This is a genomic window from Pseudomonas sp. ADAK18 (genome assembly GCF_012935695.1).
GTDB lineage: Bacteria > Pseudomonadota > Gammaproteobacteria > Pseudomonadales > Pseudomonadaceae > Aquipseudomonas.
Genome location: NZ_CP052859.1, coordinates 5895956 through 5909713, shown reverse-complemented (window position 1 = coordinate 5909713; position 13758 = coordinate 5895956). Strand labels below are relative to the sequence as shown.

Annotated in this window: 10 protein-coding genes; 6 read left to right on the top strand and 4 right to left on the bottom strand. The window is 61.3% G+C overall.

The annotated features are described in order from the left end of the window. Nucleotides 1–4: 4 nt before the first annotated feature. From HKK55_RS26770 to HKK55_RS26745, 6 genes are all read left to right on the top strand, one after another. Entirely contained in the window at nucleotides 5–1198 is a 1194-nt protein-coding gene (locus tag HKK55_RS26770) for an SfnB family sulfur acquisition oxidoreductase (protein ID WP_169357343.1), read from the top strand. Beyond that, nucleotides 1198–2565, top strand: a complete 1368-nt coding sequence (locus tag HKK55_RS26765; protein ID WP_272902576.1) for an LLM class flavin-dependent oxidoreductase — start codon at nucleotides 1198–1200, stop codon at nucleotides 2563–2565. Before HKK55_RS26770 ends, HKK55_RS26765 begins: the two co-directional genes overlap by 1 nt. 157 nt (nucleotides 2566–2722) lie before the next feature. Then, nucleotides 2723–3532 carry a MetQ/NlpA family ABC transporter substrate-binding protein gene (locus tag HKK55_RS26760; RefSeq protein ID WP_169357342.1) on the top strand — a complete coding sequence of 270 codons (810 nt, stop codon included), beginning with the start codon at nucleotides 2723–2725 and terminating at the stop codon, nucleotides 3530–3532. A gap of 2 nt (nucleotides 3533–3534) precedes the next feature. Next, on the top strand, nucleotides 3535–4653 hold the full coding sequence (locus HKK55_RS26755) for a methionine ABC transporter ATP-binding protein (RefSeq protein ID WP_169357341.1): 1119 nt from the start codon (nucleotides 3535–3537) through the stop codon (nucleotides 4651–4653). Continuing rightward, on the top strand, nucleotides 4643–5287 hold the full coding sequence (locus HKK55_RS26750) for a methionine ABC transporter permease (protein ID WP_029299545.1): 645 nt from the start codon (nucleotides 4643–4645) through the stop codon (nucleotides 5285–5287). Before HKK55_RS26755 ends, HKK55_RS26750 begins: the two co-directional genes overlap by 11 nt. Before the next feature lie 108 nt (nucleotides 5288–5395). Further along, nucleotides 5396–6022, top strand: a complete 627-nt coding sequence (locus HKK55_RS26745; protein ID WP_169357340.1) for a bifunctional 2-polyprenyl-6-hydroxyphenol methylase/3-demethylubiquinol 3-O-methyltransferase UbiG — start codon at nucleotides 5396–5398, stop codon at nucleotides 6020–6022. 123 nt (nucleotides 6023–6145) lie between these two features. On the opposite strand, the gene HKK55_RS26740 is transcribed toward HKK55_RS26745, so the two are convergent. The 4 genes from HKK55_RS26740 to HKK55_RS26725 form a co-directional block, all read right to left on the bottom strand. Continuing rightward, nucleotides 6146–8371 carry a glycoside hydrolase gene (locus tag HKK55_RS26740; protein ID WP_237151299.1) on the bottom strand — a complete coding sequence of 742 codons (2226 nt, stop codon included), beginning with the start codon at nucleotides 8369–8371 and terminating at the stop codon, nucleotides 6146–6148. Between the two features lie 116 nt (nucleotides 8372–8487). Next, nucleotides 8488–11535, bottom strand: a complete 3048-nt coding sequence (locus HKK55_RS26735) for an efflux RND transporter permease subunit (protein ID WP_169357339.1) — start codon at nucleotides 11533–11535, stop codon at nucleotides 8488–8490. Then, on the bottom strand, nucleotides 11532–12602 hold the full coding sequence (locus HKK55_RS26730) for an efflux RND transporter periplasmic adaptor subunit (RefSeq protein ID WP_169357338.1): 1071 nt from the start codon (nucleotides 12600–12602) through the stop codon (nucleotides 11532–11534). The genes HKK55_RS26735 and HKK55_RS26730 overlap by 4 nt, the downstream gene beginning before the upstream one ends. Next, the gene (locus tag HKK55_RS26725) at nucleotides 12599–13702 is read right to left on the bottom strand and encodes an efflux RND transporter periplasmic adaptor subunit (RefSeq protein ID WP_169357337.1); all 1104 of its coding nucleotides are present in this window, start codon (nucleotides 13700–13702) and stop codon (nucleotides 12599–12601) included. The genes HKK55_RS26730 and HKK55_RS26725 overlap by 4 nt, the downstream gene beginning before the upstream one ends. Nucleotides 13703–13758 lie beyond the last annotated feature (56 nt).

Genomic DNA, 13758 nt, shown 5'->3' with positions numbered 1-13758 from the left:
ACTCATGACCCTTTCTCACCACGTCGCGGTTATCACCAGCGACGAACAAGCCCTTATTGTCGCCAGCGATCTGGCTGAAGACTTCCGCCGTGACAGCGCCCAGCGCGACCGCGAGCGCCGCCTGCCTTTGCCTGAGCTCGACGTGTTTTCCCGCTCCGGTTTGTGGGGCATCAGCGTGCCCAAGGAATACGGCGGTGCGGGGGTTTCCAATGTCACCCTGGCCAAGGTCACAGCACTGATTGCCCAGGCTGACGCTTCGTTAGGCCAGATCCCGCAAAACCATTTTTACGCCCTGGAAGTCCTGCGGGTAAATGGCAGTCAGGAGCAGCAAAAACGTCTCTACGCCGAAGTACTGGACGGCCAACGCTTCGGCAATGCCCTAGCGGAACTGGGCACCAAGACAGCCCATGACCGCATCACTAAACTGACCCGCGACGGCGACGGATTTCGCATCACCGGCCGCAAGTTTTACTCGACTGGCGCGATCTACGCCCGACGCATCCCTACCTCGGTCGTGGATGAAAATGGCGTTCAGCAACTGGCCTTCGTCCCTCGGGACAGCGAGGGTCTGACGGTGATCGACGACTGGAGCGGCTTCGGCCAACGCACCACCGGCAGTGGTTCGGTAGTGTTCGATAACGTGTGGGTCGCCGCTCAAGACGTACTGCCGTTTCAAAGCGCCTTTGAACGCCCAACCACCGTTGGCCCGCTGGCGCAGATCCTACACGCCGCCATCGACACAGGTATCGCCCGCGCCGCCTTCGAAGATGCGCTGCACTTTGTACGCACCAAGACCCGGCCGTGGATTGATTCCGGCAGCGACAAGGCCACCGAAGATCCGCTGACACTCAAAAGCTTCGGCCACTTGAGTATTCGCCTGCACGCCACCGAGGCTTTGCTGGAACGTTCCGGCGAATTCCTCGACCGCGCCCAGGCCAACAGCACTGCCGAGACCGTCGCGGCAGCCTCCATTGCGGTCGCCGAAGTGCGCGCCCTGAGTACCGAGATTTCCCTCGCCGCCGGCAGCGTGCTGTTTGAACTGGCCGGCAGCCAGGCGACCCTGGCCGAGCATGGCCTGGACCGTCACTGGCGCAACGCCCGGGTGCATACCCTGCACGACCCGGTGCGCTGGAAGTACCACGCGGTGGGCAACTACTACCTCAACGATGAAAACCCGCCGCTACGGGGGACTATCTAGTGCCCGCTCTTGAAAAAGTCAGAAAGAAAATCCTGCTCAATGCCTTCAACATGAACTGCATCGGGCATATCAACCATGGCCTGTGGACTCATCCACGGGATAATTCGACTCAATACAAAACCATCGAATACTGGACCGAACTGGCACAACTGCTGGAGCGCGGGCTGTTCGACGGTTTGTTCATCGCTGACATCGTCGGGGTGTACGACGTCTATCAGAACTCGGTAGACGTGCCCCTCAAAGAGTCGATCCAGCTGCCGGTCAATGACCCGTTGCTGCTGGTCTCGGCCATGGCCGCCGTGACCAAGAATCTCGGTTTCGGCCTGACCGCCAACCTCACCTACGAACCGCCGTACCTGTTCGCCCGGCGCATGTCCACGCTCGACCACCTGAGCCGTGGTCGGGTGGGCTGGAACATCGTCACCGGCTACTTGGACAGCGCCGCCAAGGCCATGGGCCTGCGCGAGCAAGTCGAACACGACCGCCGCTATGACCAGGCCGACGAATACCTGGAAGTGCTCTACAAACTCTGGGAAGGCAGCTGGGAAGACGACGCGGTGCTCAACGATCCAAAGACGCGGGTCTATGCCCAGCCGGGCAAGGTGCACAAGGTCGAGCATCAGGGCGAGTTCTATCAGGTGGAGGGTTATCACCTCTGCGAACCGTCGCCACAACGTACGCCGGTGCTGTTCCAGGCCGGCAGTTCGGATCGTGGTTTGCTGTTTGCCGGGCGCCATGCCGAGTGCGTGTTTATCAGCGGGCAGAACAAGGCCTCGACCAAGGTTCAGGTGGACAAGGTGCGTGCCAGCGCCGTGGAAGCCGGACGCAATCCCGATGACATCAAGGTGTTCATGGGCCTGAACGTGATCGTCGGTGCCACCGAAGAAGCCGCGTGGGACAAGCACGCCGAGTACCTGAGTTACGCCAGTGCCGAAGCCGGCGTGGCGCATTTTTCGGCGTCCACGGCGATTGATTTTTCCCAATATGAACTGGATGAGCCGATCCAGTACGTGAAGAGCAACGCCATCCAGTCGGCCACCAAGAACCTGCAAAACAACGACTGGACCCGCCGCAAGTTGCTGGAGCAACACGCCCTCGGCGGTCGCTACATCACCCTGGTGGGCTCGCCTGCGCAGGTGGCCGATGAACTGGAATCGTGGATCAGCGAAACCGGCCTGGACGGTTTCAACCTGACACGCATCGTCACGCCGGAAAGCTATGTGGACTTCATCGAACTGGTGATTCCGGAGTTGCAGCGGCGCGGGTCGTACAAGACCGCGTATGAGCAAGGGACGCTGCGAGAGAAGGTTTTCCATGGCTCGGCGCATCTACCTGAGCAGCACACCGGTTCGACCTACCGCCACTGAACCAAAAATGTGGGAGCGGGCTTGCTCGCGAATACGGTGTATCAGTCACCCGATGTATCAACTGACACTCAGCATTCGCGAGCAAGCCCGCACACACAAGCCCGCTCCCACATTAATTTTCGTCGCTCAACCCAATACTTCTGACTGGAAATTCGATATGAAAACCACACACCTCACCCACCCAGTCAAAGCACTGGCTCTCGCCCTCGGGTTGTTTAGCTCGGCCGTGTTCGCCGCCGATGCACCGCTGAAAGTCGGCACCACCGCCGCCTTCGCCATTCCCCTGGAAGCTGCCGTCGAGGAAGCCGGCAAACAAGGCCTGAAAGTCGAACTGGTGGAATTCACCGACTGGATCGCCCCCAACGTCAGCCTCGCCGCCGGCGACATCGACGTGAATTACTTCCAGCACATCCCGTTCCTGGAAAACGCCAAGGCCGCCGCCGGATTTGACTTGGTGCCGTTCGCCCCGGGAATCATCAACAACGTCGGTCTTTACTCGAAAAAATACAAAAGCTTCGACGCGCTGCCTCAGGGCGCAACCGTGGCGATTGCCAATGACCCGATCAACAGCGGTCGTGGCCTGCAACTGCTGGCCAAGGCCGGCCTGATTACTCTCAAGCCAGGCGTCGGTTACAAGGCCACCGAAGAAGACATCATCGCCAACCCGAAGAAGCTGAAGATCCTGCAAGTGGAAGCCGTGCAACTGGTGCGTGCCTATGACGATGCCGACCTGGTGCAGGGTTACCCGGCCTATATTCGCCTGTCCAAGACCTTCGATGCCGAGTCAGCGCTGCTGTTCGACGGCCTCGACCACAAGGAGTACGTGATTCAGTTTGTGATCCAGCCGAAAAGCAAAACCGACCCGCGCCTGATCAAATTCGTCGACATCTACCAACACTCGCCCGTCGTACGCGCCGCCCTGGATAAGGCTCACGGCAAGCTGTACCAAGCTGGCTGGGAAGGCTGAACATGAGTGCCGCCAATGCCCAATTGCGCGACCTCGATACGCCGCCCAAGGACGCCGAACAGACCGAGTTGCACCCCGACCTGAATCGCGCCCATGTGCGGTTTATCAACCTGGGCAAGACCTACGACGGTCAAACCGTACCAGCACTGCAAGGCATCGACCTGGCGATCCAGCGTGGTGAAGTGTTCGGCATCATCGGCCGCAGCGGTGCTGGCAAGTCGTCGCTGATCCGTACCATCAACCGTCTGGAGCAGCCCAGCAGCGGCCGGGTGTTGATTGATCAGGTGGACATCGGTGGCTTCGACGAAGACCACCTGGTGGCGCTGCGTCGGCGCATCGGCATGATCTTCCAGCACTTCAACCTGATGTCGGCCAAGACCGTGTGGCAGAACGTCGAGCTACCGCTGAAAGTCGCTGGCGTACCCAAGCTGCAGCGCGAAAAAAAGGTGCGTGAACTGCTGGAACTGGTGGGTCTGCAAGACAAGCACAAAGCCTATCCGGCGCAGCTGTCCGGAGGGCAAAAGCAGCGGGTGGGCATCGCCCGTTCTTTGGTGCATGACCCGCAGATCCTGCTGTGCGACGAGGCCACCTCAGCCCTCGACCCGGAGACCACGCAATCGATCCTCGGCCTGCTGCGCGATATCAACAAACGCCTGGGTCTGACCATCGTTTTGATCACCCATGAAATGGCAGTGATCCGCGAAATTTGCGACCGGGTAGTGGTACTGGAACACGGCAAGATCGTCGAGCAAGGCCCGGTGTGGGAAGTGTTTGGCAACCCGCAGCACGAGGTCAGCAAAACCTTGCTGGCGCCCTTGCAACACGGGCTGCCGGAAGAGCTGCAAAGCCGTTTGCAGGCCAAGCCCGCGTCCGCAGAGGCGGCGCTGGTGTTGCGCCTGCAATTTACCGGTGCCAGCCACGATGAACCGGACCTGGCCGCGTTGTTCAGCGCCCTCGGTGGCCGGGTGCGGCTGCTGCAAGGTGGGGTAGAAAGAATCCAGGGCCATGCCCTTGGGCAATTGCTGTTGGCAGTGACCGGTTCATCCCTGGGCGCTGAAGAATTGCGCACCCGCGCCGGGCGTTGGGCACAACAGGTGGAGGTGCTGGGTTATGTGGTTTGATCGTTTATTGCAGGGCGCCATCGACACGTTGTTGATGGTCGGTGTGTCGTCGTTGATCGCGCTGCTGGTGGGCATTCCGCTGGCGGTGTTCCTGGTGACCAGCGACAAAGGCGGCATCTACCAGGCGCCGGCGTTGAACCGGGTGCTGGGGGCGTTCGTCAATCTGTTCCGCTCCATACCGTTTCTGATTTTGATGGTGGCGTTGATTCCGTTCACGCGGCTGATCGTCGGTACCACTTACGGTGTGTGGGCCGCCGTGGTGCCGCTGACCATCGCCGCTACGCCATTCTTTGCGCGAATAGCCGAAGTCAGCCTGCGTGAGGTCGACCATGGGTTGATTGAGGCTGCACAGGCCATGGGCTGCCGGCGCTGGCATATCGTCTGGCATGTGTTGTTGCCTGAGGCGCTGCCGGGGATTGTCGGCGGGTTCACCATTACCCTGGTGACGATGATCAACTCTTCAGCCATGGCCGGGGCGATTGGCGCTGGGGGGTTGGGGGATATTGCCTATCGGTATGGGTATCAGCGTTTTGACAGCCAGATCATGCTGACGGTGATCGTGCTGTTGGTGATTCTGGTGGCGGTGATTCAGTTGGGCGGGGATCGGTTGGCGCGAGGGTTGAATAAGCGCTGAAGAAGAAGCGGGGCTGCTGCGCAGCCCAACGGGGGCAAGCCCCCTCGCCACAGGGAATGATCAGTGTGGGGTATAGTCGGGCAATCTCTCTTTGCGGTGCCGCTTGCCATGAAACTCGCCCCCGACGACCTCGACCAGATCACCTCCACCACTCTCGGCCATTACAACCAGGTGGCCGAGGACTTCCGTGAAGGCACCCGCGACCATGATGTCAGCCAGAACATCGACGCGCTGTTGCGGCATATCCAGGGGGAAGCTCCGTTCACCGTGCTGGATTTCGGCTGCGGGCCGGGGCGGGATTTGCAGACCTTTACCCGCAGGGGCCACATCGCCGTCGGGCTCGATGGCTCGGAGCGCTTCGCCCAAATGGCCCGGGACGACAGCGGCTGCGAGGTGTTGCAGCAGGACTTCTTGAAGCTCGAGCTACCCGCCGAACGCTTTGACGGGATCTTCGCCAATGCGGTGCTGTTCCATATCCCCAAGCAAGAGCTGCCGCGCATTCTCGGGCAGTTGCATGGCGCGCTGAAGGCAGGTGGTGTGTTGTTCAGCTCCAATCCACGGGGTGAAAACCAGGAAGGCTGGAATGGGCCTCGTTATGGTTCCTACCATGATCTTGAAACCTGGCAGGCGTTACTGGCGGCGGCGGGCTTTGTGGAGCTGGAGCATTACTACCGTCCGGCTGGGTTGCCTCGGGAACAGCAGCCTTGGTTGGCGAGTGTGTGGCGCAAGGTTTAGGTCTTTGTTGTCTGGACTGACGCCTTCGCGAGCAAGCCCGCTCCCACATTCGACCGCATTTCTCCTGAGGGGACGCGGTCGAGTGTGGGAGCGGGCTTGCTCGCGAAGGACTCAAAGCCACCGCTAATCCACCTGATACACCACCGGCTCCTCCCCCGCCACCAACGCCGTCACACTGCGCGCCGCATAACCCTCTCGCGCCTGCCCGGCAAAGTTAGCCACCAACCGCGTGCCATCGGCAAACGTGGTCTGCTGCACCTGCCGATCCACCGTCAGCCAGCGAAAATCCGTCATGGCCTGGGTCGCCAAACGCTGGTGCAACGGCCGGAAAAACCCGTCCTGGCGCTGGATCAGCGGCAAGCGTTGCTTAAGCGTCGCCGCACTCAAGTGATACAGCGGCGGCACGTTGTACAGCAGTTGGGTCAGTTCATTTTCGGCCTGCACATTGCTCAGTTTCAGGCTATCGAACAACCAGTGATGGGTGGTGATAACCGAGCCATGGAACACCGCCTGGTACAACGGCAGACGCATCGACGGGGCGAAGTAGACCGTGCGAAACGGCTCTTTCAAGGGCACAGATTTGAAGAACACTGCAGGCTGTTCCGGCGGGTACCAGGCGCCCACGTAGTAGGGCGATTGCTTGTCCTGGGTCATGTCCCGATCGCCCCAGCCCATCACAGGTGTCTGCATGCCATGGGCAAACAGAACGCCTTGGGCAGTGACGGCGTTACCGTCTTCTGAACCTGCCGGCACTTTGAGTACGTTGTTGATCCAACGAGCGGCATCGATGTTGCCTTCGGCGTTCTGCGCCTGGGTCATGTTGAGGACGGAGCCGTAGCTGTCGAACAGCATGCCGGTGGCGTAGGCATCGAGGAACCAGGCATTGAAGCCGGCCTTGGCCTGTACCGCCTTCACCCGCGCCTCCAACAGTGGTCGCACGCAGCGCGGGTCGGTGTAGTAACCGGACTTCTGGAAGCCGGTTTTGAGCTGGCCGTTTTTCAGCAGGATTCCACAGTCACGATGGACCTTGCTGCCGAGGTGCGCGGTGGTCCAGTCCGGATTTTCCTTGGCGGATAACGCCGTTTCATAGGAGTCATAAGGCGCCATCAAGTAACCGGCATCAACGCCAGCCCGTACCGCCTCTGGGTGCCAGAGCCCGCCCTCCCAGCCTTCGCCCAGGGTCAGCAACAGGCGTTTGAGCCCGGCGTCCTGCAAGGCGCTGACGGTGGTTGCAGACAAGGTGCTGCCCCACGTTTGCGGAGTTGCGGTCAGGGCACTGGAAAACGCCGCAGCCAATTCACCGCGTAACACACCGTAGCCGTCGGCGAGTTTTTCCATGTCCGGTTCGGCAACGGCTTGCCAACCCTGACGCGCCTTTTTATTGATCGCCGCGTTCAAGCCACGCAACAGGGTGGTTTGCTGGTAGCGATCAAGAAACGGTTGGGTCACCTGCAGGACCTGTAGCGACTCCTTGTCCAGCAGGCTTCGCAGCTCCCCCGCCAGGCCGTGATCGCTGCGCAGCACTTTGCGTAATTGCGACCAGTCGCGCACATCACCAACACTCAGCAAGTCATTGCCCCACAGGTAGATATGGCTCGCGCCCAGCAACTTCTCTGCGTCCGGCGTCTGTCGCAGCTTGTCCGCCAGTGGCTCGTAATGCCCTTGCTCCACCAACCATTGCCGGTAGCGTTTGGCCCCGGCTAACGGATCGGCATCGCCCAGGTGTAAGCGCAGTGTCATCGGTGCAGTGGGGTCCAGCGCCGTGAACTCGTGACGAGCAGACAGCGCCAGCCGCTGCCCCTCGGCTTGCCAGTGCAGGCGATTGTTGTAGGGGTTGGTCAGCAGCCAATTGAGCGTGAACGTGCCGTGATCGACACCCCACAGCGGCAGGCTGAGGTCCTGGGTGGTGTTCACATCGCCCTGCTCCAGCAGGAAGTCCTGCCAAAGCATGTTGCCAGCGGGCACGTAATGCCCCTCGGCCAAGGGCCAGATCAGGCCTTGGCCCATGGCGCTGGCCGGTTGCTGGAGGATATCCAGCTCACCCGCTTCCCGGGCAGTGATGGTCAGGACCAGGTCACGTTGGTCGAGGCTGGCGCTCAGGCGATAGACACCGTCACTCCATTGCCAAGAGGCCTGCTGGGCGCTTTGAGTGAGTTGGCTGACAGGGTGAGCGGCGACGCCCATGGAGGCCTGCACAGGCTGCTTATCCGCGGGGACCACACGGATCGCCAGGGTTGCCGGGTCAAGCTCGACGCGCCAGAGGGCGTTCTCCAGCACGGCCCCTGCGTGGGCCATCGACGACAGCAACAGAGCGCAAACCAACAGGGAGTGGCGCAGGCAGTGGATCATGACGCGGGCCTTTGGCAAGTAGGATCAGGCTCGGAGGTTAACCCAATTGATCCGAAGCCTGGCGCAAACCGGCATTCTCAGGAGTATTCCCACATCCCTGTGGGAACACCTCAGGCCTATTCTTTCTTCGGCTCGCGAATCTTGTACCAGGCCACGTACAGCGCCGGCAGGAACAGCAGCGTCAGCAAGGTGGCGATGATGATCCCGCCGATCATCGCGTAGGCCATCGGCCCCCAGAACACTTCCCGGGCGATGGGGATCATGCCCAGGCTGGCGGCCGCCGCCGTGAGCAGGATCGGCCGGCGCCGGTGTTCGGTGGCTTCCACCACCGCGTCCCACGGCGTGTAGCCGTCGCGCTCGTAGGCGTCGATCTGGGTCACCAGGATCACCGAGTTACGGATGATGATGCCGATCAGCGCCAGGATCCCAAGGATTGCCACAAAGCCCATGGGCGTGCCCGTGGGAATCAGCGCCAGCACCACGCCAATCAGCCCCAGCGGCGCGACGCTGACTACCAGGAACATCTTCTGCACGCTGTGCAACTGGATCATCAAGAAGGTCGCCATCAAGAACAGCATCAGCGGCACCACCTTGGCAATCGGGCCTTGGGCCTTGCCGCTTTCCTCCACGGTGCCGCCGGTGGCGACCTTGTAGCCCACCGGCAAGTTGGCGCTGAATTTTTCGATTTCAGGTGCCAGTTGCTTGACCAGATCCGTCGGCTGCATCTCATCGCGCACCGCCGCCTTGATGGTGATGGTCGGTTTTCGGTCCCGACGCCACACCAGCGGTTGCTCCAGCTCGTAACGCACCGTGGCAAACGCCAGCAGCGGAATCGAGGTGCCACTGGGCGTGACAATCTGCAGGTTCTGCAAGGTCTCAGGCGTACCGCGCTCGGCATCTTCGGCGCGGCCGACCACGTTGATCAGGTAGATATCGTCATGCACCTGAGTCACCGAGGCACCGCTGACCACGCTGTTCATCAACTGCGCTACGTCTTCGGAAGACAGGCCCAACTGGCGCGCCTTGTCCTGGGCGATATCGATGCGCAGGACTTTGCCCGGCTCGTTCCAGTCGTAGATGATTTCGCCGAGGTGAGTGTTTTTGTCGAGCATCGTCGCCAGTTCGATGGTGTGTTTACGCACTTGGTCGATGTCCTTGCCGGACACTCGATACTGAATCGGACGACCCACGGGCGGGCCCATTTCCAGCGGCTGCACGAAGCTGCCCACACCGACAAAATCTTCCCGCAGGCGCTTCTGCAGCTGCGCAATCAACGCGCCCCGCTCCTTCAGGCCCTTACTCACGATGACAAGCTGCGCGTAGTACGGATTCTCCAACTGTTGATCCAGCGGCAGGTAGAAACGAATGGCGCCCTGGCCGATGTAAGTGCTCCAGCGGGCAATGTCCGGGTCGTCCTTGATGATCGCTTCCAGACGATCCACGGCCTTGCGGGTCTCATTGATCGAAGCGTTTTGCGGCAGGTTGAGGTCAACGAGAATTTCCGGGCGGTCCGAAGACGGGAAAAACTGGTTCTGCACAAACTGCATGGAAAACACCGAGGCCACGAACAGCGCCACCGTGATGCCGATGGCCCACCAGCGATTGCGCATGGCCCAGAGCATCCCACCATTGAACACACGGCCAATGCGCCCAGGCTCGGCGCTGTGAGGTTTGACGTTGCTGCTGAGGATATGTACGCCGATCACCGGCGCGAACAGCACCGCCACCACCCACGACACCAGCATTGCCACGGCAATCACCGCGAACAAGGTGAAGGTGTACTCACCCGCCGAACTGGCGTTGAGGCCAATGGGCACGAAGCCGGCCACGGTCACCAGGGTGCCGGTCAACATCGGGAACGCCGTGGAGGTGTAGGCGTAGGTCGCCGCCTGTTCCTTGGTCTCACCTTTTTCCAGCCGCGTGATCATCATCTCCACGGTGATCATCGCGTCATCCACCAACAGGCCGAGGGCGATAATCAGCGCGCCCAGCGACACCCGCTGCATGGTGATACCGCTGTATTCCATGAACACAAACACCAGCGCCAGCACCAGCGGAATCGAGCACGCCACCACCAGCCCGGCGCGCATGCCCAGGCTGATAAAGCTCACCACCAACACGATGATCACCGCTTCGAACAGCGCGCTGGTGAAGCCGCCGACGGCCTCTTCCACCACCTCGGCCTGGTCGGACACCTTGTGCACGCCGACGCCCACCGGCAAGTCGGCAGTCAGGTCATCCATACGCTGGTGCAGGGCCTTGCCGAAGGACTGGATATTGCCGCCCTTCTGCATGGCGATAGCCAAACCAATCGCCGGCTTGCCGTTGAAACGAAACATCGGCGTCGACGGGTCGACATAGCCGCGGCTGATTTCAGCCACGTCCGCCAACCGATAGAACCGGTCGTTGAGCCGCAGGTTGACGTTGGCCAAGTCCTTTTCCGACGCGAACTGCCCGGAAGTACGCACAGAGATCCGCTCTGGCCCCGCCTCGATCACCCCCGCCGGGGTCACCGCATTCTGCGATTGCAGGCTCTGCACCACTTGCCGCTGATCGATGCCCAGGGCGGCCAGTTTGCGGGTGGAGAAATTCAGGTACATCACTTCGTCCTGCTGGCCGATCATCTCGACCTTGCCCAGCCCCGGCACCGAACGAACCTCTGCCCGCACTTGCTCGACGTAATCACGCAGTTGGCGCATCGATAAACCATCGGCAGTAAACGCGTAGATTGAACCGAACACATCACCGAACTCGTCGTTGAACGCCGGTCCCTGCAACCCTTGGGGGAAGCTGCCGCGAATGTCATCGATCTTCTTGCGCACCTGGTACCAGATCTCGGGGATGTCCTTGGCACTGGTGGTGTCCCGCAGGAACACAAACACCGTGGACTCACCGGGCCGGGTGTAGCTTTTCACGTAGTCGAGGGAGTCGAGCTCTTCGAGTTTTTTCTCGATGCGGTCGGTGACCTGCTTGAGGGTTTCTTCCTGGGTCGCACCGGGCCAACGGGTCTGGATCACCATGGTCTTGATGGTGAACGAAGGGTCCTCTTCCCGGCCGAGGTTCATGTACGAGAACACGCCCATCAGCAGCGCAACGAACATCAGGTACCAGACGAAGGACTGATGCTTGAGGGCCCAGTCGGATAAGTTGAAACTCCCTTTCATCGCGGGCTGTCCTCGTCGATTTTGACTTTTTGCCCAGGCTTCAGGCTGTTGACGCCGGCACTGACCACCCGTTCGCCGGGTTTGACGCCGCCGTTGAGCAACGCGCTGTCGGCGTTACGGCTGATGAGGGTCACGTCTCGGGGTTGCACGGTCTGGCTTTGGGTATCGATCACCCAGATGCGGGTTTTGCCGTCGGTTTCCTGTAAGGCACTCAGGGGCAGTTCGATACGCGGGGCAATGGCCGAACTCAAGGTCACGCTGATGGCGGTGCCCAGGCGAAAGGCCGCGGGTGTCTCAGCCAGGGTCAGGCGCGCGCGGCGGGTGCGGGTGGCGCTTTGGGCCTGGGGTTCGATTTCGCGCACGGTGGCGGTGGTGTTGACGTTCAGGTCCAGTTGCCCGGCGACGCGAAACACCACGTCGGGCGGCAAGCGCTCGGCCAGGCCGGCTGGCAGGTCGATCACCGCTTCCTTGATGTCGGGACGGGCCAGCGTCACCACTTGCTGGCCGGCGCTGACCACTTGGCCGGCCTCGGCGTTCCAGGCGGTGACAATGCCGGCGTGGTCGGTGCGTAACTCGCTGTAGTTGAGCTGGTCCTTGGCCTGGTTGACCGAAGCCTTGGCCTGGTCGAGAGAAGCCTGGGTGGTTTTCAGGTCGGTCTGGGCGACGTCCAGTTGCGCCTGCGCGCCGACGCCACGGTTGAACAGTTCCTGTTGGCGCCGCGCGTTGGCTTGGGCGTTGATCCACTGGGCCTCAACCCGAGCCAGATCACCTTGGGCAGCGCGCAACTGGTTCTGTTGATCAGTAGGATCGAGAACAGCCAGCAGCGCGCCCTTCTCCACTTCACTGCCGACGTCAACGGCGCGCCGCGCGATGCGGCCAGGCACGCGAAAGCCCAGATTGCTTTCGTAGCGCGCCTGGACGGTGCCGGCGAATCGGCCGAGGTTTTCCTGATTCTCGGATTTCACTTCAATCGACAGCACCGGACGTACCGGTTCGGGCGCCGGTTCTTCCTTGGAACAAGCCATCAGCAACACGCTGGACGCCACTAATACCGTCAACCGCTTCATGGTTGGACTCCCTGCGCCTGGGCCTGATCCGGCGGTTGGGCGATTTCCACGATCATGCCGGGGTGCAACAACTGCCCGCCGGCCACCACGACTTTTTCGCCGCCCTTGAGGCCGTCGCCGATGATCACCTTGCCCGTGAGATAACGGGCGACCGTGACCTTGTGCAACTGCACCTTGCCGTCGTCGTCCACCAGCCACACGGCCGGCTCGTCGAGGTCTTTGGTCAACGCCGCCCAAGGCAACTCGACGCTGGCCTTGGCTGGTGCATTGGCCGTAGCGCTGACCACCGAGCCCAGTTGCATGCCTGCCGGCAAGGCGCTCAGGGCGATCTTCACTTGCACAGTGCCGCTGTTGGCGGCCACGGCCGGCGTGACTTCACGGACCTTGCCCACGGCCTTGATGTTCGGATTGTCCAGCAAGCTGACGGTGATCGCTGCGTCGGGCGGCGGCTCCACCAGCAAGGATTCATAGACGTTGAACACCGCATCGCGCTCGCCATCCCGGGCCAGGCTGAAAATCGGCACCGTGGCCTGCACCACTTGCCCGACTTCGGCCTGGCGTGCGGTGATCACCCCCGGTGCGTCAGCGACCAATGCGGTGTAGCTCAATTGCTCGCGTGCGTTGGCCAACTGTGCCTGGGCAGCGGTCAACGCGCTCTGGCTGCTGTGCAGGGCAGCCTGGGCTGCATCGTACTCACTGCGGCTGGTGTAACCCTTCGGTAGAAGTTTTTCCTGGCGCACAAAGGCGGCGGCGGTCTGTTTGACCCGAGCCTGTTCGGCCACCACCTGGGCCTGGGCGGAATCGACGTTGGTCTGCAAATCCTTGGGATCAAGCTTGGCCAGCACTTGCTTTGCTGTCACCCGGTCGCCGACATCGACCATGCGCTGGATGATCTTGCCCCCGACGCGGAACGACAGGTCGGTCTGCACCCGCGCCTGGATGTCACCGGTCAAGGTCACGGCGGCGGCAAAATCGGCTGATTTCACGGTTTGCACAAAGACCCGGGAATGCTCCTTGGGCACAGCCTTTTCCTGGCCGCAACCGGTCAGCAATGCCAGGAGGGCAAGGCTGAAAATGAATGTCGAGGTGGGACCGCCCATGCAGGCTCCTTGCTTGGTTGCGCGTCGGTGATCATGCGACTGTGAGCTTAGATCAG